The sequence below is a fragment of the Flavobacterium sp. 103 genome (assembly GCF_003096795.1).
Lineage (GTDB): Bacteria > Bacteroidota > Bacteroidia > Flavobacteriales > Flavobacteriaceae > Flavobacterium.
Genome location: NZ_QENX01000001.1, coordinates 2236339 through 2261214 on the forward strand (window position 1 = coordinate 2236339; position 24876 = coordinate 2261214).

Annotated in this window: 19 protein-coding genes; 9 read left to right on the forward strand and 10 right to left on the reverse strand. The window is 34.5% G+C overall.

What is annotated here, in order from left to right; all coding sequences use genetic code 11:
- Positions 1 to 4: 4 nt before the first annotated feature.
- The 4 genes from C8C85_RS09015 to C8C85_RS09030 all read right to left on the reverse strand — a co-directional run bounded on the left by C8C85_RS09015 (position 5) and on the right by C8C85_RS09030 (position 3036).
- Positions 5 to 493: an IPExxxVDY family protein gene (locus tag C8C85_RS09015; protein WP_116796778.1), complete on the reverse strand. Its 489-nt coding sequence runs from the start codon at positions 491 to 493 to the stop codon at positions 5 to 7.
- 114 nt (positions 494 to 607) lie between these two features.
- The gene (rnc, locus tag C8C85_RS09020; RefSeq protein WP_116796779.1) at positions 608 to 1348 is read right to left on the reverse strand and encodes a ribonuclease III; all 741 of its coding nucleotides are present in this window, start codon (positions 1346 to 1348) and stop codon (positions 608 to 610) included.
- A complete protein-coding gene (fabF, locus tag C8C85_RS09025) occupies positions 1349 to 2608 on the reverse strand; it encodes a beta-ketoacyl-ACP synthase II (RefSeq protein ID WP_116796780.1) in 1260 nt (419 codons plus the stop codon).
- A 191-nt stretch (positions 2609 to 2799) separates the two neighbouring features.
- Positions 2800 to 3036, reverse strand: coding sequence for an acyl carrier protein (locus tag C8C85_RS09030; RefSeq protein ID WP_007137004.1), 237 nt, complete (start codon positions 3034 to 3036; stop codon positions 2800 to 2802).
- 178 nt (positions 3037 to 3214) lie between these two features.
- Here C8C85_RS09030 and C8C85_RS09035 point away from each other — a divergent pair, with 178 nt between their 5' ends.
- The 4 genes from C8C85_RS09035 (at position 3215) to C8C85_RS09050 (ending at position 7312) form a co-directional block, all read left to right on the forward strand.
- The gene (locus C8C85_RS09035) at positions 3215 to 3784 is read left to right on the forward strand and encodes a phosphoribosylglycinamide formyltransferase (protein WP_116796781.1); all 570 of its coding nucleotides are present in this window, start codon (positions 3215 to 3217) and stop codon (positions 3782 to 3784) included.
- A gap of 9 nt (positions 3785 to 3793) precedes the next feature.
- Positions 3794 to 4273, forward strand: coding sequence for a ribonuclease HI (rnhA, locus tag C8C85_RS09040; RefSeq protein ID WP_116796782.1), 480 nt, complete (start codon positions 3794 to 3796; stop codon positions 4271 to 4273).
- Positions 4274 to 4348: 75 nt separating this feature from the next.
- Positions 4349 to 5272 carry a PfkB family carbohydrate kinase gene (locus C8C85_RS09045; protein WP_116796783.1) on the forward strand — a complete coding sequence of 308 codons (924 nt, stop codon included), beginning with the start codon at positions 4349 to 4351 and terminating at the stop codon, positions 5270 to 5272.
- 141 nt (positions 5273 to 5413) lie between these two features.
- Positions 5414 to 7312, forward strand: a complete 1899-nt coding sequence (locus C8C85_RS09050; protein ID WP_116796784.1) for an amidophosphoribosyltransferase — start codon at positions 5414 to 5416, stop codon at positions 7310 to 7312.
- A gap of 925 nt (positions 7313 to 8237) precedes the next feature.
- On the opposite strand, the gene C8C85_RS09055 is transcribed toward C8C85_RS09050, so the two are convergent.
- Positions 8238 to 8846, reverse strand: coding sequence for a superoxide dismutase (locus C8C85_RS09055; protein ID WP_116796785.1), 609 nt, complete (start codon positions 8844 to 8846; stop codon positions 8238 to 8240).
- Between the two features lie 289 nt (positions 8847 to 9135).
- Between C8C85_RS09055 and C8C85_RS09060 the strand changes: the two genes are divergently transcribed.
- The 5 genes from C8C85_RS09060 (at position 9136) to C8C85_RS09085 (ending at position 18965) form a co-directional block, all read left to right on the forward strand.
- On the forward strand, positions 9136 to 12309 hold the full coding sequence (locus tag C8C85_RS09060) for a UvrD-helicase domain-containing protein (RefSeq protein WP_116796786.1): 3174 nt from the start codon (positions 9136 to 9138) through the stop codon (positions 12307 to 12309).
- Positions 12310 to 12384: 75 nt separating this feature from the next.
- A complete protein-coding gene (gene kbl, locus C8C85_RS09065) occupies positions 12385 to 13578 on the forward strand; it encodes a glycine C-acetyltransferase (RefSeq protein WP_116796787.1) in 1194 nt (397 codons plus the stop codon).
- Between the two features lie 111 nt (positions 13579 to 13689).
- Positions 13690 to 15147: an OmpA family protein gene (locus C8C85_RS09070; RefSeq protein ID WP_116796788.1), complete on the forward strand. Its 1458-nt coding sequence runs from the start codon at positions 13690 to 13692 to the stop codon at positions 15145 to 15147.
- A gap of 63 nt (positions 15148 to 15210) precedes the next feature.
- Positions 15211 to 17976, forward strand: coding sequence for a PD-(D/E)XK nuclease family protein (locus tag C8C85_RS09075; RefSeq protein ID WP_116796789.1), 2766 nt, complete (start codon positions 15211 to 15213; stop codon positions 17974 to 17976).
- Positions 17977 to 18272: 296 nt separating this feature from the next.
- Positions 18273 to 18965: an ATP-binding cassette domain-containing protein gene (locus tag C8C85_RS09085; RefSeq protein WP_116796791.1), complete on the forward strand. Its 693-nt coding sequence runs from the start codon at positions 18273 to 18275 to the stop codon at positions 18963 to 18965.
- Here C8C85_RS09085 and C8C85_RS09090 read toward each other — a convergent pair.
- The 5 genes from C8C85_RS09090 to aceA form a co-directional block, all read right to left on the reverse strand.
- Positions 18939 to 19721: an alpha/beta fold hydrolase gene (locus tag C8C85_RS09090; RefSeq protein WP_116796792.1), complete on the reverse strand. Its 783-nt coding sequence runs from the start codon at positions 19719 to 19721 to the stop codon at positions 18939 to 18941. The genes C8C85_RS09085 and C8C85_RS09090 overlap by 27 nt on opposite strands.
- 141 nt (positions 19722 to 19862) lie before the next feature.
- Entirely contained in the window at positions 19863 to 20669 is an 807-nt protein-coding gene (locus tag C8C85_RS09095; RefSeq protein ID WP_116796793.1) for a TIGR00266 family protein, read from the reverse strand.
- Between the two features lie 133 nt (positions 20670 to 20802).
- The gene (locus C8C85_RS09100) at positions 20803 to 21705 is read right to left on the reverse strand and encodes an alpha/beta fold hydrolase (RefSeq protein ID WP_116796794.1); all 903 of its coding nucleotides are present in this window, start codon (positions 21703 to 21705) and stop codon (positions 20803 to 20805) included.
- Between the two features lie 5 nt (positions 21706 to 21710).
- Positions 21711 to 23003, reverse strand: a complete 1293-nt coding sequence (locus C8C85_RS09105) for an aminopeptidase P family protein (RefSeq protein WP_116796795.1) — start codon at positions 23001 to 23003, stop codon at positions 21711 to 21713.
- A gap of 537 nt (positions 23004 to 23540) precedes the next feature.
- A complete protein-coding gene (gene aceA / locus C8C85_RS09110) occupies positions 23541 to 24821 on the reverse strand; it encodes an isocitrate lyase (protein WP_116796796.1) in 1281 nt (426 codons plus the stop codon).
- Between the last annotated feature and the right edge of the window lie 55 nt (positions 24822 to 24876).

Below are 24876 nucleotides of genomic sequence, written 5' to 3' on the forward strand. Positions count from 1 at the left end.
GGTATTAAAAAATTAAATTGTTTTTAGATTTTATTTTATTTATGTCAACAATATAGACCGTTGCTATATTGTCTATTGTATTCAGTTCATTCTGTATTTTCAAAAGATTTAAATTCTCATCGCTGTTTTCTATTTTCAAAAAGTAATCTACTTTTTTAAATTCCGGAAGCATATACACTTTTGTGACAACTTCTAAATTTACATTCGAAAACAAACTCTGATTTTCCTCGTTTTGTTGTTGAATGACTTCGTTTTTATTCTGTATCAAATCCCAGGAAATCTCTTTTTTCTTTTCATAATAATGAAATCTAGAAAAATGAGCTTCCCCTTCCTTAACTGTAATTTGAATTTCTTTTATAGATTTATTCAGATTAACATGAAGTTTTTGATTGATAAAATAAGCCAATCGGTAATCTTCTAATGAAGTGTGAATAGCAATAAGACTATAATCTATTTCGTCAAATTCGCCAAAATCCAGTTTATGAATTGCCATTTCATTAAAAAATAAGATGTAAATATAGTATTTCTATTGTCGCAAAAGGTTGCTAGGCGGCTATGATTTTGATATTTTATTAACGAAAACGATGTAGTATTGATAATAGAATAGTTATTTTCTGTCAATTTTCTCTTGAAATGCAAAGTAGGCACGTTGAGATGCCTTTTCTTCTGCTTTCTTTTTTGAAGTAGCTCTGGCTTTTGCAATTACTTTGTCATCAATACTAAGTTTTACACCAAATAGGCGTTGGCCATCAATAGCATTGTCTTCAAATATGTCATAGTGAAACTGTTTTTTCTCTTTTTGGCACCATTCGATAACAAGGCTTTTGTAGCTAATTACTTTTCCTTCAAGTCGAGCAATGTCAACATAAGGAATGATTACTCTCTTTTGGATGAATTTTTCACAATATTCATATCCTCTATCTAAGTAAATGGCCCCAATCAAAGATTCGAATATATTCCCATGTATGTTTTCGCCAAAATGATGAACAGGCACTTTGCTTTCTACAAATTGGATTAAATTTAAATCTTTACCTAACTCATTTAAATGTTCTCTGCTGACTATTTTAGAACGCATTTTGGTTAGATAACCTTCGTCTCCAAGCGGAGCTTCATTAAATAAGTAGGCTGCAATTACGGCACTTAGCATTGCATCTCCTAAAAATTCAAGTCTTTCGTAATTAACAGGATTTCCTTTTAAATCGATACGATTGGATGAGCGATGGGTAAATGCCTTTTTGTAACATTCTAGATTTACAGGATCGAAACCGAGAATCGGTTGAATAGCATCAAAAAAAATCCCGTCTTCTAGAGAACGGGATTTTGAGAATATTTTTTTAAGTATACGCATTTATGATTTGTAATCTAATTTTTTTACCAAAACGCAAGCATTGTGGCCGCCAAAACCAAATGTATTACTCATGACAACGTTCATTTCTCTTTTTTGAGCAACGTTAAAAGTAAAGTTTAATTTTGGGTCAATGTTTTCATCATCTGTAAAATGATTGATTGTTGGAGGAACAATACCATGTTTTAATGAAAGAATACAAGATATAGCTTCAATTGCTCCAGTAGCACCAAGTAAGTGACCAGTCATTGATTTTGTTGAATTCAAATTCATTGTGTAAGCATGTTCACCAAAAACGTGTAGAATTGCTTTTGATTCTCCAATATCACCAAGCGGAGTTGAAGTTCCATGCATATTTACACCATCTACGTCAGTCGGTTCTAAACCGGCGTCTCTCAAACAGTTTAACATTACATTTTTAGCTCCCAATCCTTCAGGATGTGGTGCAGTAATGTGATAAGCATCTGCCGACATTCCGCCTCCACCAATTTCACAGTATATTTTTGCGCCACGAGCCACAGCATGTTCGTATTCTTCTAAGATTAGTGCTCCGGCACCTTCACCTAACACAAATCCATCTCTGTCTTTGTCCATAGGTCTAGAAGCTGTTTTTGGATCGTCATTTCTGGTAGATAAGGCATGCATAGCATTAAAACCGCCCATTCCTGCAATTGTTACAGCAGCTTCTGAACCACCGGTTACTATTGCATCGGCATGACCCAATCTAATGTAATTGAAAGCGTCAATGATTGCGTTTGTTGAGGATGCACAAGCCGAAACTGTTGTGAAATTTGGTCCTCTAAATCCATATTTCATTGAAATTAGACCGCCAGCAATATCTGCAATCATTTTTGGTATGAAGAAAGGATTAAATTTTGGAGTACCATCTCCGGCTGCAAAATTAAGAACTTCTATTTGAAAAGTTTCTAATCCTCCAATTCCTGAACCCCAAATAACACCTACTCTGTCTTTGTTTATTTTGTCAAAATCGAAACCGGCATCTTTTACAGCTTCTTCCGATGCAACCATAGCGTATTGTGCGTAACGGTCCATTTTTCTTGCCTCTTTTCTGTCTATGAAGTCTTCAACATTGAAGTTTTTAACTTCACAAGCAAACTTAGTTCTAAACTTTGAAGCATCGAAATAGGTTATTGGAGCAGCTCCGCTAACACCATTGATTAGACCATTCCAAAATTCCTCAATATTATTACCAATGGGAGTAAGAGCACCAAGGCCTGTTACAACAACTCTTCTTAAAACCATAACGTTTTTATTTTTGTTATCTTTCAACAAATAAAGCCCATGCTTTCTATACTATAAGAAGTAACTAAAAGAGACATGGGTATTATAATGTAAATATAATTTGATTGAAGTTCAATCGAAAAATTTATTTAATCAAATAATAACACCCGATTCTTAAAACTTTAAAATTTTAGAAATCGGGTGTGTCATTATTATTTTTTAGCTTCCTCGATGTAAGAGATAGCTTGACCTACAGTAGCGATGTTTTCTGCTTGATCGTCTGGAATTTGGATATCAAATTCTTTTTCGAATTCCATAATAAGCTCAACAGTGTCTAATGAGTCAGCTCCCAAATCATTAGTGAAGCTTGCTTCTGTTACAACTTCGTTTTCGTCAACACCTAATTTGTCTACGATAATCGCTTTTACTCTTGATGCAATGTCTGACATAATCTTTTAATTTTAGAATTTAATTTGTTGGCAAAAATAAAACAACTTTATTTTAAAACAACTATTTAGTGAATAAATGTGTGTACTAATTTATAAAATTTATTTCAACAAAGATTTCTTAAATCTATTTATTTTCGTTTTTTATTCCTTTTTTTGCATAAATTTTAAATAACGAATTATGAAAAGAATACTGATATTTGCTTCTGGATCGGGGACTAACGCTGAAAATATTATAAAATATTTTGGCAATAGATCTACCGGAACTGTGGTAGCGGTTTTTTCAAATAATTCGAATGCAACAGTTCTTGATAAAGCAAAAAAATTAGCTGTTCCAACTGTTATTTTTTCAAAAGAAGAATTAAATTCAGGAAAAACACTACAAAAAGTTAATGATTTTCAACCTGATTTGATAGTCTTGGCTGGCTTTTTATTAAAATTTCCCGAAAATTTGATTGAAGCCTATCCAAATCGCATAGTAAATATACATCCTGCACTGTTGCCAAAATTTGGAGGTAAAGGAATGTATGGTATTTACATTCATAAAGCGGTAGTGGAAAATAATGAAAAAGAAACAGGGATTACCATTCATTATGTAAATGAAAACTATGATGAAGGTAATATTATATTTCAACAAAGTGTTGCTCTTTCTGAAACCGATACCCCAGAATCGGTAGCGGTCAAAATCCACGCATTGGAACAAGAATATTTTCCGGTTATTATTGAAAAACTACTAACTTCTAACCTTTAATATCATACTTTGGAATACGACGTACATATATATACGGATGGTGCTGCCAAAGGCAATCCCGGTAATGGTGGTTATGGTGTGGTAATGGAATGGGTTGGAAAACCTTATAAAAAAGAATTTTATGAGGGCTTTCGATATACAACCAATAATAGGATGGAATTGTTGGGTGTAATTGTTGGTTTAGAAAAATTGAAAAAAGAGAATACTGCTGTTTTGGTCATCTCAGATTCAAAATATGTTGTGGATTCGGTACAAAAAAAATGGGTTTTTGGTTGGGAGAAGAAAGGATTCGCAGGTAAAAAAAATCCTGACTTATGGAAGCGCTTCTTAGTTGTTTACAGGAAACATCAGGTAGATTTCAAATGGATTAAAGGACACAATAATCACCCCCAAAACGAAAGATGCGACGAATTGGCCGTTATGGCTTCCATGCAAAAGCAACTATCTATTGATGCTTTTTATGAAAAAGAAGAGGGTAAACTTTTATGAAAACTTTGATAGTCTGACCCTTTGCAATATTGCAACTTATGGACTATCTTTGCACCCTAATTCGAAACATACCTAATGAATAAATTATTGATTGTCGGAACAGTAGCTTTCGACGCAATTGAAACTCCTTTTGGAAAAACAGATAAAATTTTAGGGGGAGCAGCAACATATATAGGGTTATCAGCTTCTTTTTTCAATGTTCAATCAGCTATAGTTTCTGTAGTTGGTGACGATTTTGCACAAGAATATCTAGATTTGTTAACAGATAGAAATATTGATATTTCAGGTATCGAAGTTGTTAAAGGAGGGAAAACCTTTTTCTGGAGCGGATTGTACCACAACGATTTAAATTCAAGAGATACTTTGGTTACAGAACTTAATGTTTTGGCAGATTTTCAACCAAAAGTTCCTCAAGACTATAAAAATGCCGAAATTGTGATGTTGGGTAACTTGCATCCACTAGTTCAAAGCAGTGTTTTGGACCAAATGGAAACAAAACCAAAATTAGTGGTTTTGGATACCATGAACTTTTGGATGGATTGTGCTTTACCGGAATTATTGGCAATCATCAAAAGAGTAGATGTTATCACTATAAATGATGAAGAAGCCCGTCAGCTTTCAGGAGAGTATTCTTTGGTAAAGGCAGCTGCAAAAATTCATGAAATGGGACCAAAATATGTGGTAATCAAAAAAGGAGAACATGGTGCGTTATTGTTTCATGGTGAAGAAATTTTCTTTGCTCCGGCATTACCGTTAGAAGAAGTTTTTGACCCAACAGGAGCAGGAGATACTTTTGCAGGAGGTTTTTCAGGATATATTACACAAAGTGAAAATGTTTCTTTCGATAATATGAAGAATGCAATAATCCATGGTTCTAATTTAGCTTCTTTCAGTGTAGAGAAATTTGGAACAGAACGAATGGTTGATTTGGATAAAGAAGAAGTGGTCTCAAGGCTGAAACAGTTCAAGTCTCTGACCCAGTTTGAAATAGAATTATAAAGTTCTTAAGCCTCTATATGAGGCTTTTTTTAATTAGTACAGTCAATATTTATAAGAAAGAGTACGAATTTGCGTCGTATTTGATTAAAATAATAATAATTGAAACACCATTAAATACCAATAACTACAAACAATAAAACAATGAGCGACGCTTTAAAACACGAATGTGGAATAGCTTTAGTTAGACTTTTAAAACCCCTTGAATTCTATAAAGAAAAGTACGGAACTGCTTTCTATGGTATCCAAAAAATGTACTTAATGATGGAGAAACAGCACAATCGAGGTCAAGACGGTGCTGGTTTTGCAAGTATTAAAATGGATGTAGAGCCTGGTGAGAGATACATCAGTCGTGTGCGTTCCAATCATGCACAGCCGATTCAAGATGTTTTCAAGCAAATAAATGAAAGAATAAACGAAGAAATGGTTGCCCATCCAGAATACGCGGATGATATGTCCCAATTAAAAGCGAATATTCCTTATATAGGGGAATTATTTTTAGGACACGTACGTTATGGGACTTTTGGTAAAAACAGTATCGAAAGTGTTCACCCATTTTTGCGTCAGAGCAATTGGATGCACAGAAACTTAATTTTAGCAGGTAATTTTAACATGACCAACGTTAAAGAACTTTTTGAGAACCTGGTTGAATTGGGGCAACATCCAAAAGAAATGGCTGATACGGTTACGGTAATGGAAAAAATTGGTCACTTTTTAGATAAGGAAGTGATGCAATTGTACCAAGATTGCAAAGCTGAGGGTTATTCTAAAAGAGAAGCTTCACCAGTTATTGCAGATCGTTTAGATATTGCAAAAATACTTTCACGTTCAGCAAAAAATCTTGATGGTGGATATGCTATGGCTGGTTTATTGGGTCATGGAGATGCATTTGTCTTTAGAGATCCTGCAGGAATTCGCCCAGCTTATTATTACCAAGATGATGAGATTGTTGTTGTTGCATCGGAACGACCTGTTATTCAAACTGTTTTTAATGTGCCATTCGAAAGTGTTCAAGAAATTGACCCAGGAAGTGCGTTAATCATTAAGAAAAACGGAAATATTTCTATGAAGGAGATACTTACGCCAACTGTTAAAAAAGCATGTTCTTTTGAGCGTATTTATTTTTCAAGAGGTAGTGATGCCGAAATCTATCAAGAAAGAAAGAATTTAGGAAAATTAATTCTTCCAGCAGTATTAGAATCTATTGATAATGATACTGATAATACTGTGTTTTCATATATTCCAAATACTGCCGAAACTTCCTTCTACGGATTGGTGGAGGCGGCTCAAGACTTTTTGAATCAAAGAAAGAAAAATTACATTCTCGAAAACAAAGACACGTTAACAGTTGATTCTTTGGAGAAATTACTTTCTGTAAAAATCAGAACAGAAAAAGTGGCTATAAAAGACGCTAAATTGAGAACCTTTATTACCGAAGACAGTAGTAGAGATGATTTAGTGGCTCACGTTTATGATGTTACTTATGGTGTAATAAAGCCAACCGACAATCTTGTAATAATTGATGACAGTATTGTAAGAGGTACAACTCTTAAAATGAGTATTATCAAAATGATGGATCGTTTGAATCCAAAAAGAATTGTTATTGTATCCTCTGCACCACAAATAAGATTCCCGGATTGTTATGGAATTGATATGGCAAAACTGGAAGGACTTGTTGCTTTTAGAGCTGCATTGGAGTTGTTGAAAGAAAGAAACTTATATCATATAGTTGATGAAGTTTATTCGAAGTGTAAAGCTCAGGAAAACTATCACGACAATGATGTTGTAAATTATGTTACCGCTATATATGAACCATTTGCACCTCAAGAGATTTCAGATAAAATAGCAGAAATGTTAAGTTCACCAGAAATTAATGCAGAAGTAAAAATTATTTTCCAAACGGTAGAGGATTTACATGTAGCTTGTCCAAAAAATTTAGGGGATTGGTATTTTACTGGTGATTATCCTACTCCAGGAGGTAATCGTGTGGTTAACAGGGCTTTCATGAATTTTTATGAAGGAAAAGACGCAAGAGCATATTAATTTACTTTACCGATAAACGGGTTTGTGTGTGTTTTGTCGACTTTATTTTCAAAGTTGTAAATCTCAAAGTATATTCGCCTACCATAATTTTAGTAGGTTAAGTTTATGGTAGATTTGGGGCAAAAAGGGTGAAAGTAACATTTCACCTTTTTTATTGGAATAAAGTCAAGGTTTCTTTTTTTACGGATAAATTGAAACCAAAATAATAAGTTAAATATATTGAAAATCAATAAATTATCCAATTAACGAGTATTTAGGGAATTTATCGAATATATTTTAAAAGTAACAAATGTCAAAGTATATTTGACTACCATAATTTTTAGTAGGTTAAGTTTATGGTAGATTTGGGGCAAAAAGGGTGAAAGTAACATTTCACCTTTTTTATTGGAATAAAATCAAGTTTTACTTGGATAAATTAAGAGTAAAATAACAAGTTAAATATTCTGAAAATCAATAAATTAGCTAATAATCGTTTATTTGTGGCATTCATCGAAAATATTTTCAATAAAGTGATTATCGACGTACATTTGAGTACCATAATTTTAGTAGGTTAAGTTTATGGTAGATTTGGGGCAAAAAGGGTGAAAGTAAAATTTCACCTTTTTTATTGGAATAAAATCAATTTAAAATACTGAAAATCAATTAATTAGTAATTTATCGAATATTTAGGGTTTTCATCGAAAATAATTTTATACTAGTTAAGTTCAAAGTATATTTGAGTACCATAATTTTTAGTAGGTTAAGTTTATGGTAGATTTGGGGCAAAAAGGGCGAAAGTAAAATTTCGCCTTTTTTATTGGAATAAAGTCCCAAAAACAAAATAGTAGTTGCGAAATAGAAAAATGATAAACGTATAGATCAAAAAAAATAGACGAATAAACTTTTCAGTCTATTCGTCTATCATATATGAATTTTATCTTTATTCTTATTTTTCTAAAGCAAAACGTCTAGATACTTCTGTCCAGTTAATCACATTGAAGAAAGCTTCAATATAATCTGGTCTTCTGTTTTGGTAATGTAAGTAATAAGCATGTTCCCAAACATCCATTCCTAAAATTGGAGTTCCACCACAACCTACTTCCGGCATCAATGGATTGTCTTGATTTGGAGTTCCGCAAATGTCAAGTTTCCCACCTTTTTGTACACATAACCAAGCCCATCCAGAACCAAATTGTGTAGCTCCGGCTTTAGCAAATTTTGCTTTAAATTCTTCAAAAGTCCCAAAAGAACTTTCAATAGCTTCTAGCAATTCACCAGTTGGTAATCCACCTCCATTTGGAGACATAACAGTCCAGAACAAGTTGTGATTGTAAAAGCCACCACCATTATTGCGAACCGCAGCATTCGTTTTATCTAGGTTAATTAAGATATTCTCAATAGTTTTTCCTTCCAAATCAGTTCCAGCGATAGCTGCATTCAAATTTGTCGTATAAGCATTGTGATGCTTTGAATGGTGAATTTCCATTGTACGAGCATCAATATGAGGTTCTAATGCGTCATACGCATAAGGTAATTGTGGTAATTCAAAAGCCATAATATAGTTGTTTAATGATTTATAAATATTTTATTCAAAATTAAACATTTAACTTTGGAATTGAAAATTCTATTTCGTTATAATTTCATCAAATAAAATGATAATACAATTCTTATTTTTTAAATCCGAGTAATCAGGAGCTCTTTCCTGCTATCCGCTTGTATCTTTTTCTTGCTAAAGGAGCAAGAAAAAGGATACCGCTTCTATCAGGGCTAGGGCATTAGGCATTTTAAGAAGCATTAGTGAAAATCAGAAATCAATAATCGTTAATCAGAAATCAAAAATCGAAATGGAAAGACCTTCTTTCGCTATATATGACGCTTCCGCTGGTTCAGGAAAAACATATGCTCTTGTAAAAGAATACCTCAAAATCATTCTCACAGCACACAAGAATGATGCTTACCGTAATATACTTGCCATTACGTTTACCAACAAAGCGGTACACGAAATGAAAAGCCGAATAGTAGGCAGTTTGTCTGAATTTGCCAAAGACGAACCAAATGCAAAAGCTTCGGATTTAATGCAGGACTTATCCGTAGATACAAGACTTTCCGTAATTCAGATTAAAACCAAATCGCAACAAATCATCAAGCATATTATTCATAATTATGCTGCTTTTGATATATCCACTATTGATAAATTCACCCACAAAGTAATTCGCGCTTTTGCACATGATTTGGGATTGCCCATGACTTTCGAAGTGACTTTGGATACTGAAAATTTGCTAATCGAAGCGGTTGATGCAATCATTGCACAAGCCGGAGAAGATGAAACGTTGACTAAATTACTCATCGATTTCACGATGGAAAAAACCGATGATGATAAGTCTTGGGACATCTCGCGTGAAATTTTGGAAACCGGTAAATTAGTGCTGAATGAAAATAACCGAAATGAAATCACTCATTTTCACGACAAATCAATCGGTGATTTCATAGTTGTAAAAGAAAAATTAGTTCAAGTCTGTGAAGCTTTAGAAAAAGAAAATGCAAATCTTGCAAGTGAATTATTATTGCTAATTGATAAAAATGTAATTGATCTAAAATCATTTTCCAGAGGAACTTTCCCCAATCATCTTCAAAGTATAGCTGATGGAAAATTCAATCCAAAAAATAAAATGTTTCGCGAGTTCGAAGATATTGCTATCAATAAAACGGCAAAAGATCGAGCTTTAATAGAAAACATTATACCGGATTTATTAAAAACTCTTGTCGAAATTTACAAAAACTTCGAAAAACGAAATTTCTACAAAGCGTTCTTAAAAAATATTACGCCTTTATCGCTATTAAACACAGTTAGTAATGAACTGACAAAAATTCAAAATGAGCAAAACGTACTTTCGATAACCGAGTTCAACGCGATTATTCACCGCGAAATCCAAAATCAGCCGGCTCCTTTTATATATGAAAGGTTAGGCGAACGGTATCGTCATTTTTTTATTGACGAATTTCAGGATACTTCCGAAATGCAATGGCAAAATCTGATTCCGCTTATTGATAATGCGCTTTCAGGTCAGGATGATTCGGGGCAAAAAGGAACTTTGATGATTGTGGGCGATCCAAAGCAATCCATTTACCGCTGGCGTGGCGGAAAAGCAGAGCAGTTTATTGAATTGAGTAAAGACCAAAACCCATTTAATAATCCCGATAAAAAACTCGAACATTTAGATAAAAATTATAGAAGTTATTCTCAAGTGATTGAATTCAATAATGACTTTTTTCAATTATTGTCAAATGAATTCAGCAATGCAGATTATAAAGATTTATATGAGAATCATAGCCGTCAAAAGATAAATAATAAAGTAGGAGGTTATGTGAATATTTCTTTTTTGCCCGAAATTACATCTTCTGAAGACGATGAAGAGACATTGGACAAAACGGATTTGTATGTTTTGGCGACATTAAATACTATTCAAAAAGTAGTTAAAGAAGGTTTTGAATATAAAGATATTGTAATTCTGACTCGGAAAAGAAGTCAGGGAATTGCTGTAGCTAATTATTTGACGGAACAAAGTGTTCCGCTTTTGTCTTCCGAAACATTGATGATTCAAAATGCGACCGAAGTCCGATTGATTATTCACATTTTAAAATATTTGAAGAATAGCTCCGATTTAGAGTCAAAAGCCAATTTTTTGCAATATTTGGCGCAAAACAAACAAGATGAATTGCCTGTTCACGATTTCATAGCCAAAGGAATGGAATTTAAAGAAGAAGTGTCTTTCGAGAAATGGCTTGAAAACTGTAACATTGAACTCTCTTTTCAAAACATTAGAAAAAAATCATTGTATGAAGCTGTTGAAATAATTATTTCGAAGTTTCTAAAGAGAGATGAAAATTCAAAAATTCAATCATCGGCAACGGCTTATGTTCAGTATTTTCTAGACATTGTTTTAGAAAGAGATGTTCGTAATCAAGCCGGAATTTCAGATTTTCTGAATTATTGGAATAAAAACTCGGAGAAATTCAGCATTCCTTCTCCCGAAGGGACGAATGCAGTTCGGATTATGACTATTCATAAATCAAAGGGATTAGAATTTCCAATAGTTATTATGCCTTTTGCTGAAGAAGATTATAATAGAAAACCGAAAGATAAGTTATGGCTTAATTCGGAAGAGCAAGATTTTGACATGCCGAAAGTGTTGGTGGATAACAGTAGTGCTATTGAAGAATTTGGAGAAGAAGCTTCGGCAGTTTATAATTTAAAGAAACAAGAAGAATTGTTGGATAATATTAACGTACTGTATGTGGCTTTAACCAGAGCAGAGGAACAACTGTATGTTATTTCTCAAAATGTAAAACCCAGAAAAGACGGTGAATATCCGAGCAATATGGCTTCATTTTTTATAAAATATTTGATTCAACAAGGGCTTTATGATGAAAACCAACTCGAATATAAATTTGGAGATCAAACTAAATTATCTGAAAAAACGAAACACATTGATACTTCCAAAAATATCCCTGTTGTTTCAGATGTGTTGAATCCTAAAAATATAAAAATTGCCCAAAGGGAAGCATTGATGTGGGGAACGCATCAACAAGAAGCTATTGAGTTTGGTAATGTGATACACGAAATTCTTTCTTTTGTAGCTACCAAAAGCGATGTGGAATTGGCAATTAATAAAGCAATTGAAAACGGATTAATTACGATATTTCAAAAAGACATTGTTCATAATGCTATTATTGAAATAGTTAACCATCGAGATTTATTGGATCATTTTGCGGAAGGGAATGAGGTCTTGAACGAAAAAACGATTATTCAAAAAGAGGGCGGTACAGTCAAGCCAGACCGAATAGTAATAAATAGGGCGAAAGAAGTTTTTTTGTTGGACTATAAAACAGGTTTTCCTAATCCAAAATATAAATATCAATTGGAAAACTATCAAATGGCTATCGAAAAGATGGGATTCAAAGTACTAAAAAAAGCACTTGTGTACATAGGAGTCGAAATCGATGTAGTACATTTGTAAAAAAATAAAGAATTGTCAAATAGCAAAGTTTATAGCCTATTTGCCTTTAATTGTTAAGATTTAAAAACTAATAAAATGTACGGTAAAATTCAACAACACTTACAATCAGAACTTCAAACTATTGAAGAAAACGGAATTTTCAAAAAGGAAAGAATAATAACTTCTCCACAAGGAGCGGAAATCACTATTTCTACTGGTGAAAAAGTTTTAAATTTTTGTGCGAATAATTATTTAGGATTGTCTTCTCATCCAGAAGTTGTTCAGGCTGCGAAAGATGCAATGGATACTCATGGTTTCGGAATGTCATCTGTGCGTTTTATTTGTGGAACGCAAGATATTCATAAAACATTGGAAAAAAAGATAGCCGATTTTTATGGAACGGAAGACACGATATTATATGCTGCGGCTTTTGATGCAAATGGAGGTGTTTTTGAGCCTTTATTTGGGGAAAATGACGCCATTATATCGGACAGCTTAAATCATGCCTCTATAATTGATGGAGTGCGTTTGTGTAAAGCGGCTCGTTTTCGATATGAAAACAGTAATATGGAAGATTTAGAGCAACAATTGATTAAAGCTAATGAAGGGGGCGCTCGATTTAAAATAATAGTTACCGATGGTGTTTTTTCTATGGATGGCGTTGTGGCCCCATTAGATAAGATTTGTGACCTAGCCGATAAGTATGACGCTTTGGTTATGGTGGATGAATGTCATGCTGCAGGATTTATTGGAGCAACGGGAAAAGGAACGCTTGAAGCCAAAGGCGTAATGGGACGTGTAGATATTATTACAGGTACATTGGGGAAAGCTCTAGGAGGAGCGATGGGGGGTTATACGACTGCAAAGAAAGAAATAATTGAATTACTCCGTCAACGTTCCAGACCTTATTTGTTTTCAAATTCATTGGCTCCGGCTATTGTGGGGGCATCGATCAAGGTTTTTGAGTTATTAGAAAGAGATACTACGCTTAGAGATAAATTGGAATGGAATACCAATTACTTTAAAGCAGGAATGAAAAAAGCTGGTTTTGACATAGTAGAAGGAGATTCTGCTATAGTTCCAGTGATGCTTTATGATGCAAAATTAGCACAAAATATGGCTAATGAACTTTTAAAAGAAGGTGTGTATGTTATAGGTTTCTTTTTTCCAGTGGTGCCTAAAGATAAAGCTAGGATAAGAGTGCAATTATCAGCAGCTCATACAAAAGAACATTTGGATAAAGCAATTGATGCTTTTGTGGTTGTGGGTAAGAGACTTGCTGTAATATAATTGTTAAATTTTGTGTTTACGAAGTGTTTTATTTAACATTTTATTTTGTTGTTACAGAAAATCGTCCTACTTTTGTTTGAAATTAACTAATTGTAATTAAAAATAACAAGTATGAAACATCTTAACAAACTTTTAGTTGCTGTAACGATGGTGATGGGATTAAGTTCTCAAGCACAAGACAGTAACAATAAATGGGCTATCGGTTTTGGAGTAAACGCGATTGACTACAGATCTAGTGCTGGTGGAGACTTTATGAGTCATTTTGATCAGCCTTTTATGGTAAGTGATAACTGGAATATTCTTCCTTCAGTTTCTTATATCAACGTTTCAAGATACGTAGGAAGTGGTTTTATTGTAGGACTTACAGGATCTATCAATCAAATTGATAAATTTGTTGTGCCTGTAGCTGGAAGAACTCCAGGAGGACCTAATGATTACCTAGCTGTGAATCCAGGGGATTTGATGTACTATGGTATTGATGCTACAGTTACATACAGTTTCATGGAATTATTAAAATCTAAGGTAGTTGAGCCTACATTAAGTGTTGGTGGAGGTTATACTTTCTTAGGAGATGAAAGTTACGGAACAGTAAATCCTGGAGTTGGATTAAACTTTTGGTTTACTGAAAACGTAGGTCTTTCTTTATTAGGTGTTTATAAGAAATCTTTTGGAGATAGAGTATATGCTGGTACAAGTACTCCAGATGCACCTTCTTACACTCAATATTCTGCAGGTTTAACTTTTAAGTTTGGTGCTAAAGATACTGATGGAGACGGAATCTATGATAAAGATGATGCTTGTCCAGAAGTGGCAGGTTTAAAACAATTCAATGGTTGTCCTGATACAGATGCTGATGGTATCGAAGATTCTAAAGACAAATGTCCTACTGTTGCTGGTCCAGCTGAATTCCAAGGATGTCCTGATACAGACGGTGACGGTGTAGCAGATCCTGATGATGCTTGTCCTTCAGTAGCTGGATTGAAACAATTCCAAGGATGTCCTGATACAGACGGTGACGGTATTACTGACGCTTCAGACAAATGTCCTACAGTTGCAGGTCCTGCTTCAAATGGCGGATGTCCTGATTTGGATGCTGATAAAGATGGTGTGTTAGATAAAGATGATGCTTGTCCTACAGTACCTGGTCCTGCAAGTAACAAAGGTTGTCCAGAAGTAACTGAGCAAGTGTTACAAGAACTTAAAGTACAAGCTAGAGCAGTTTACTTCGTAACTGGTAAAGCTATACTTGAGACTGCTGATAAAGGAGCTACAGATGGTAGATTAGAAGCGATTAAAGAAATCCTTAAAAACTACCCTAACGCTAAATTTGCTATCGAAGGTCACACAGATAACACAGGTAGCGCTAAATTAAACCAAAAACTTTCTGAAGCTAGAGCTAAAGTTGTTATGGATAAATTAATTGAAAAAGGTGTTAATCCTGCTAACTTAACTTCTGCTGGTTATGGTTCATCTAAACCAGTTGCTACTAACAAAACTAAAGAAGGTAGAGCATTAAACAGAAGAACTGAAATTAGACACATAGGTACAATATACGAAGGTAAATTGTAATCAATTCTCTAAATAATTTTAAAAAGCCATTCTTAATTGAATGGCTTTTTTTATATTTATAAAATGACAAATAATTCTTTTTTAGATAAAATTGCTGCCGTAATAATATTGGAGTATCATAATATAATTGCCGATACTATAGTGGTTTTACCCAACAAACGCGCCAAAATATTTCTTGTTGAAGCATTAAAAAAGCAAACAGCGGAAAATATGTTTTCGCCAGAAATCATCAGTATTGAAGATTTTGTCCAAAATATCGCAGGGATAAGAACTATTGATCCCATAGAATTGCTATTTGAATTTTATGAGATCTATTTATCTATCACAGAAAGAAACAATCAGCAATCATTTGAACTTTTTGCCAATTGGGCAAAAACATTACTTCAGGATTTTAATGAAATTGATCGTTATTTGTTAGATCCAAATTATGTCTTATCGTACTTAAAAGACATTGAGGATATCAAGAAATGGGGAATTGAAGTTGAGAACAAAACGCAGTTAATCGAAAATTATATTGATTTTTGGAAGTTGTTACCAAAATATTACCAATCTCTTTATGAGCATTTGCTTAAAAATGGAATCGGATATCAAGGGTTAATTTATCGTGAAGCAGTTAAGAACTTAGATGGTTTTTCAAAATCAATTCAAGGAAAACATTTTGTTTTTGCAGGTTTTAATGCTTTGAACGCTTCTGAGGAAAAAATAATTCAACATCTTATTGCTTCAGAGCAGGCCAAAATATATTGGGATGCAGACCAAACGTTTCTAAATGATCCTTACCATGATGCAGGCTTATTTGTGCGTCGTTTTAAAGAAAGTTGGAAACATTATAAGTCAAATCCTTTCGAATGGATAGTAGATGATTTTTCGGCAAGCAAAAATATTCAAGTTATAGGTACTCCAAAAACGATTGGTCAAGCAAAAATTGCTGGGAGTATTATTGAAAAAATCAACATTGAAAATCCAACTACTTCATTGGACAAGGTGGCTATTGTCTTGGCGGAAGAGAATTTGCTAATTCCGCTGTTGTATTCTTTACCCAATACGGTAGGAGCTTTGAATATTACCATGGGCTATTCCAGTAAAAATAATCCGGCACAAATTCTTATTGCCAAATTGTTTAAAATGCACACCAATGCATTGTCCAGAAGCAATAGCAGTTATGTTTTTTATTATAAAGATGTATTGGATATATTAACCCATCCGTTAATTGAACCTTATGCCAATACAAGTGCTTTGGTTAGCATTATCAATAAAAACAATTATACGTTTATCAGTCATCATAAATTATTAGAATTAAATGATAATTCGAGTGATTTATTTTTGCTTGTATTTCAAAAATGGGAGAAAGGTTCTATTACCGTTTTAGAAATAATATCTAGTTTACTACTACAGGTTAAGAATAATTTAAGCAATGAAAACGAAGAGGAAAAAATAGCAAAAACTTTTGTTTATGCTATTTTTAAAGTGATCAATAAACTCATTAATTATTATTCACAGCACCAAGAAATTGACACCATTGATACCTTGTATGCCATTTATAAGCAAGTAATTGATTTGGCGGAAGTTTCTTTTGAAGGAGAGCCTTTAAATGGTTTGCAAATCATGGGTGTCTTGGAAAGTAGAGTGTTGGATTTTGAAACTGTAATTATCACTTCTATGAATGAAGGTAAATTTCCGGCCGGTAAATCACAAAACTCTTTTATTCCTTATGATGTAAAGCGTGAATTGGGATTGCCAACTTTTAAAGAGAAAGATGCTATCTATACCTATCACTTTTATCATTTGCTGCAACGTGCAAAAAATATTTATTTGCTGTATAATACCGAAAGCGAAGGTCTGGACGCAGGTGAAAAGAGCCGTTTCATTACCCAATTGGAAGTAGAGAAACAACGTAACCACACTTTAACACACGAAATTTACAATGCAGTTTTACCTGACACGGCATATCGGCCAATGGTAATTCCAAAATCGGAGAAGGTGATGTTGCGCCTGAAAGAAATAGCCGAAAAAGGATTTTCTCCTTCAGCATTGACGAGTTATATACGGAATCCAATTCAGTTTTATTTTCAAAAGATTTTGAGGATCAGTGAAGTTGAAGAGGTTGAGGAAAATATTGCCTTGAATACTTTGGGAACCATTATTCACGAGACTTTAAAGGTTTTGTATGAACCGTTTATTGGTAAGTTTATTTCAGAAACAGATATTCAAAATTGCATCAAACAAATTGAGTCCGAAGTATTGGTTCAATTTAAAGTAGTTTACAAAGAAGGAGAAATAAAAAAGGGGCGAAATCTATTGGCTTTTGAAGTAGCAAAGCGTAATGTTTTTAACTTCCTTAAAGTAGAATTGGAGAGTATTAAAAACGGTGATGCGATAAAGATTCTGGAGCTTGAAAAGACTTTTGAAAGAATAGTTGAAGATTCAAGTCTGCCTTTTCCTGTTTTAATTAAGGGAAATGTGGATAGGATTGAAGAACGCAACGGAACAATTAGAATTATTGATTACAAAACGGGTAAAGTCGAAAAAACCAATGTCACTCTTAAATCGTGGAGAGGGCTGACGGATGATATCAAAAATGACAAAATCATTCAGGTTTTGGCGTATGCCTATATGTATGAGAAAAACGCAAATGGAAAACCTATCGAGGCTGGAATTATTTCTTTTAAAAACCTGAAATCAGGTTTTCTACCTTTTAATTTTAAAGAAGAAAAAGAGAGTGTAGCCATTATTGACAATGAAATTCAATCTAATTATTTGGAACAAATTGTTTTGTTGCTGAATGAAATATTGGATGTGACAATTCCTTTTGAGGAGAAAATTATATAACGAATGAGTAGAAAGTTGAACAATTTATTTGAGTTTTTCAAAAGCACTCTTGCAATTAACTTTGCAGCTAGTTTTTTTGTTTTTCTTTTTGGTGGATTGATAGCCTTTAATTATTCGGTTGTTACTTTTGGTTTTGGTTTGAGTTTGCTTTTCAAAGAAGTAAATGCTAAAAACGAGTATGTGTTTTATTTCAATAATAAAATTTCCAAAATACAGCTTTGGGTTTATTCATGGTGTTTTACTTTTGTTTTTCTAGCGGTTTGTTCTTTTGTTTTTAATTTGATAAAGAAGGTATTTTGAAAAATCATTTACTAGAGATTGATACCGTTCAGAAATCTTTTGACAATAAAAATATATTGTCGGATGTTTATTTAAATTGTGAAACAAAAGATGTTATTGGGCTTCTTGGCAGAAATGGTTCAGGCAAGTCGACTTTTCTAAAAATTATTTTTGGGATTACTTCTGCCGATTTTAAGTTTGTTAGAATTGACGGGATTGTAAAAACCAAGACAAAGGATTTACTTGATGAAATTAGTTATTTGCCTCAGGATAATTGTATTCCCAAAGTGTTTTCAGTCAAAAAAGCGATACAATTATCAGTTCCAGAGGAGAGGATTCTGGAGTTCTGTTCAGATGAAATCATTGCTACAATGTTAGGCAAGAAAGTTTCGCATTTGTCCGGGGGAGAATTACGGTATTTGGAAATAAAAATCATTCTCAATAATTCTTCAAAATTTGCTTTGTTAGACGAACCTTATAATGGTCTGTCTCCTTTGATGGTGGAAAAAGTAAACGAATTAATAGTTGCCAATTCAGAAACTAAGGGGATTATCATTTCCGATCATAATTATGAAAATGTAATTAAAGTGTCAAACAAATTGATTTTATTGAAAGAGGGTAAGGCACATCATCTGCTTTGTAAAGATGAGCTAGTAGAGAAAGGATATTTGAAAAGTGGTATGTTAGATATTCTTGAAAAAAGAAGTTAAAACAGTAGTTAATTCAACTTGATTTTCAATAGAACTCATGTGACCATCTGCAAAGGTGACCAATACAACATCGGAGTTTTTTATTTGTTCCAAGTTTTCTTCGTAATTGAGAACAGGGTCTTTTTTTCCTAAAATCAATAATTTTGGATAAGTTGTAGTGTGTAAAAGAAATTCTCTGTCTTTTCTAGCTTTCATTCCCTCAAGTGAGGCAACAATCCCTTGCAACGGAGTTTTCAACGCTTGAATTTTTACTTCTTCTATCTCTTTGATAAGGATTTCTCGGTTCTCTTCACTGAACAAATTGGCGATAGAAAGTCTGATGAAGGTTTCGTAATCTTTCTTAACGGCTTTGATGGCTCGGTCTCTGTTTTTCTTTCTTTCGGAGCTGTCTTCTTTGGATGTAGAGTTAAGCAATACCAATCCTTTCATTTTTTCAGGATATAATTCGGCGAAAGCCAAAGCAACATATCCTCCCATGGAATGTCCCACAAGAATAGCTTTTCGAATTCGCAGTTTGGATAAGACCTCGTGAACCACATCGGCGTTTTCCTCCATAGTTTGGATATATCCCAAACTTTCGGTTTCGCCGTGACCCAATAAATCTATAGTTATGATTCGATTCTTTTTACTTAATTCAGGAACAAATGCATCCCACATAGTTTTGTTTTCCAAAAAACCATGCAACAAAACTACTGCGGTTCCTTTTCCGGTATCTGAGTATGAAATTTGTGTGTTTTTGTAGAGAAGTGTTTCCAATGGGATAAGTATTTGTTGATAGTTTACAAATGCAAAATTAATTTTTTAAATTCCGAAATGCTACATTTGGAGAAAGCATTTTATAAAATAAAAACGGCTCCCATCTCTGAAAGCCGTTAGCAATTACAATTTATAAAAAAATTAAAAACGATTATCCCCATCCAAAAGATTACCCAGTCCACCTAGTAAACTTCCTTCATCACGGCTGTTACCACCTGATCTTGGTGCCGATGCGATGATTCTGTCCGCCAATCTGCTGAAAGGCAATGATTGTATGTAAACAGTTCCAGGACCTTTCAAAGTGGCATAAAACAAACCTTCTCCTCCAAAAATAGAGTTCTTGATTCCGCCTATAAATTCAATGTCATAATCAACATCTTTTGTAAAACCAATGATACAGCCGGTGTCCACTTTCAGGACTTCACCGGGAGCCAATTCTTTTTTAGCCATCGTTCCTCCCGAATGAACAAACGCCATTCCGTCTCCTTCTATTTTTTGCATAATGAAACCTTCACCACCAAATAAACCGCGACCTAGTTTTTGGGAGAACTCGATTCCAACCGAAACGCCTTTGGCAGCACATAGGAAAGAACTTTTTTGGCAGATAAATTTCCCTTGAAATTGCGTTAAATCAATTGGAAGAATTTTTCCAGGATAGGGCGAGGCAAACGAAACTTTGCTTTTGGTATTTCCTTGATTCAGGAATGCTGTCATGAATAAGCTTTCGCCTGTGAGAACTCTTTTTCCGGCATTCAAAAGTTTGCCAAATAAACCAGAACCTGATTGTTGCTCAGAGCCATCTCCAAATATGGTTTCCATCTGGATGTTATTTTCCATCATCATAAAACTGCCCGCTTCTGCAATTACAATTTCCTGCGGATCTAATTCTATTTCCACATACTGCATTTCTTCTCCAAAAATCTGATAATCTATTTCGTGTGCTTGCATGATTTCTAGTGTTTTATTTTTTTAAATGAGTCGGATGATGGTTTGGAATGTTACAAATGCAAAGAAATTTTATTGGCAACAAAAAAACGGCTCTCATTGCTGAAAGCCGTTTCTGAAATCTAAAACCGGTTGTTTAACTTTTTAAAAAAGATTCAATTGTGCTGAAATACTTTTCTTTTGCGTCAAGCCAGCCATAGTGTTTGCAATTTTCAAGCAGCACCATTTTTGAATTGGGAAATGCTTTTAAACTAATTTCCCCAATTTCCTTGCTAATGATATCTTGCTTTCCTTGAATGATTAAAACAGGATTTTTGAAATTGGAAAGCTTGTTTTTGCAGTCGAAATTTGTTTTTTGCATATCACCCCATAACAATGAATTTATGGTCGAATTGCCTTGTGTCAATCTTTCGGCAATGATAGGGACAAATTTTCTATCGTAAACATAAGCAGGCGCCATGGCTCTTCCTCTGCCAATTCTTGCAGTGTAAGTCGTGTCGCCTTTTTCGATTTTATCATTCCAATAGTTCAAAGAATCTTTTTCGGTTTTGCTCAAGCCAGCCTCAATTAGGTTTTCACCTTTTAACAAACTCAAATCTACTCCGCCAGAAGATGACAAAATTAATTTATCAATACTGTTTGGGTAAATTGTGGCATAATAAGAGGCCAACATTCCGCCAAAAGAATGACCAAGAATTGTCCACTTTTGGATTTTCAAATGTTTTCTTAATGACTCAATATCATCGGCCATTAATTTCATCGAAACCGTTTTGTCGTTTAATTCTTTTAAGGTTGATTTTCCAGTACCTCTTTGGTCATAAACAATGGTTTGATACTTCTCGGCCAATGTTTTTGCCATAGGTTCAAACCCATTGCTATTCATTCCGGGGCCACCATTTATTATTAAAATTGGTGTACCCTTGCCAAATATTTTATAATAGGTTTGACTGGAATCTTCGTTTTTTGCAAAACCCTCGGTTTGGGCAAATGTGTGCCCAAAAAAAGATAGAAAGACAAATAGGAATATTTTTTTTGCCATCTGAACTAAGAATTCATTAAATTTTCGATTTCATCCACTTCAATCGGGATGTTTCGCATTAAGTTGAAAGGCTCTCCTTTTTCCTGAACAACAACATTGTCTTCCAAACGAATTCCAAAACCTTCAGCTGGGATGTAAATTCCAGGCTCAACGGTAAAAACCATATTGGCTTTCATTGGCTCGTGCAATAATCCGTAATCGTGTGTATCCAATCCCATGTGGTGTGATGTTCCGTGCATGAAATATTTTTTGTAAGCTGGCCATTCCGGGTTTTCGTTTTGAACATCGGCTTTGTCAATTAATTTTAAACCAAGTAATTCAGAAGTCATTATTTTACCCACTTCTATATGGTATTGTTTCCAAAGAGTTCCTGGAGTAAGCATTTTGGTTGCTTCGTTTTTAACTCTCAAAACAGCATTGTAAACCTCTTTTTGTCTGTCTGTGAATCTTCCCGAAACTGGAATCATACGTGTCATATCACTAGAATAGTTAGCGTATTCTGCGGCAACGTCCAGTAATACTAGATCACCCGCTTTACATTGTTGATTGTTTTCGATGTAATGCAAAACGTTGGCGTTATTTCCAGAAGCTATAATTGGCGTGTATGCAAAACCTTTGGAACGGTTGCGAATGAATTCGTGAACCAATTCAGCTTCGATTTCGTACTCAGTTACGTTTGGTTTAACGAAAGACAATAATCTTCGGAAACCTTTTTCGGTGATGTTACAGGCGTTCTGGATTAAATCAATTTCTTCTGTTTCTTTTACAGAACGTAAGCGTTGCAAAATAGGATTGCTTTTGGCCACTTGATGCGCCGGATATTTGTCTTTCCACCATTTGATGAAACGAGCTTCACGAGTTTCGGTTTCAATAGAAGCACGATAATGTTCGTTGGTATTGATGTACATAATATCAGAATATGTCATCATTTCGTTTAAGATTTTCTCGAAATCTTGTAACCAATAAACGGTTTTAATTCCAGAAACTTCAAAAGCGCGGTCTTTGGTCAGTTTTTCACCTTCCCAAATAGCAATATGCGCACTGGTTTCTTTTAGGAATAACATTTCTCTCTGATTTTCGTAAGGAGCATCCGGAAAAAGTAATAAGATACTTTCCTCTTGATCTACACCAGATAAATAAAAGATATCGCGGTGTTGTGCAAATGGCAATGTACTATCTGCAGAAACGGGATAAATATCATTAGAATTAAATACTGCTACACTATTAGGCTTCATTTGAGCCATGAATTTTGCTCTGTTTTTTATAAAAAGGGCGCGGTCAATTTGGTGGTATTTCATACGTATTTGTATTTATTAATTTTTTATTGGAATATGGTATTGCCACTTTTCTATTGATTTTATGATTTTAAATTGTGGCAACTTCATTTTAAAATGATTTTGGGTATTGAATCATCAAAAATAGTAACTTTAAGAATGTAATTAGTATATGTATAGTTTTTTTTAAGATTTTAATAATGGCTTTGAATAGACGGGAGTTTATTATTGTTTTTTGAAGCAGAAAGATTAGGTATTTTTAACAGGCATTGGTCCCGCTATTCGTTGCAATCTTATAAGCCGAACCCCGGCTTATAAGGATTTCCACTGCTATCGGGGCTAAAGGACAATATCATTAAGTTAAGGGGAAAATTTTAAAAAAAACAGCATGCAGATTCAGCAGATTTTCACTTTTTTTCTGCGTAAATCTGCGTGAAAATAAAAACACTAATTATTTGCACTAAAGTTCTTGTTTTGACTGCGCGCCCAAATAAAGGTTATAAACGAAAAAGCACGAAGAAATGAGGGTTTCTCCGTGCTTTTTAGAAAAAGTAGTTAAAGTTAAAACTGCGCTACTTCGGTAGAATCTTTCATAGCTGTTGTAGAAGATTTTCCTGTGGTAACGGTATTTTGTACGGCATCAAAATAAGATGTACCAACAAAATTTTGGTGTTTTACGGCTTTAAAACCGTGTTGTTGTAAAGCGAATTCTCTTTCCTGCAATTCAGAATAGCCGGCCATTCCTCTTTCTTTGTAGGCTTTGGATAATTCAAACATACTGGTGTTTAAGGCGTGGAATCCAGCCAAAGTGATGAACTGGAATTTGTAGCCCATTGCAGCCAAGTCTTCCCTGAAAGTTTCCATTTCTGCAACGGATAATTTGGCCGCCCAGTTGAATGAAGGCGAACAGTTGTAAGCCAGCATTTTTCCAGGGAATTTTTTGTGGATGGCTTCTGCAAATTGTTTAGCGTAGGCCAAATCCGGATTGCTGGTTTCCATCCAAATCAAATCGGCGTAAGGTGCATAACTCAATCCGCGGTCAATTCCTTGCTCTACACCGCAGTTTACATAGAAGAATCCTTCGGCTGTTTTTTCTCCCGTAATGAATTTGGCATCTCTCGGATCGATATCGCTGGTCAATAAATTGGCAGCATCAGCATCAGTTCGCGCAACGATGAGCGTTGGTGTTCCCATTACATCGGCAGCCAGTCTAGCAGCGATTAGTTTATTGATGGCTTCTTGAGTAGGTACCAAAACTTTCCCTCCAAGATGTCCGCATTTTTTGGCAGAGCTCAATTGGTCTTCAAAGTGAACTCCAGAAGCTCCCGATTCGATCATCGATTTCATCAACTCGAACGCATTTAGGTTACCTCCAAAACCGGCTTCGGCATCGGCAACTATTGGAACCAAATAGTCCTTTTTATCTGTTGTTCCGTTTACTACTTGTATTTGATCGGCACGCAAAAGTGCATTGTTGATTCTTTTCACAACCAAAGGAACACTGTTGGCAGGATACAAGGATTGGTCAGGGTACATTTCGCCCGCCACATTGGCATCGGCAGCTACTTGCCAGCCACTTAGGTAAATGGCTTCCAGTCCAGCTTCCACTTCTTGAATGGCTTGGTTTCCTGTAAGTGCGCCCAATCCTGCCACAAAATCTTGCGAATTGAGCTTGTTCCATAATTTGGTAGCTCCCATTCTGGCAATGCTGTGCTCAATTTGGTAAGACCCTTGAAGATTTACAACTTCTTCGGCGGTGTACGGTCGTTCGATTCCTTTCCATCTTGGGTTTGTAATCCAGTCGGTAACTAATTCTTGAATTCTTGTCTCGGTTGTTTTCATGGTCGTTGTTTAATAGCGTTTGTTGGTTATTTGTTGGTTGATTTTTTTATTTTGA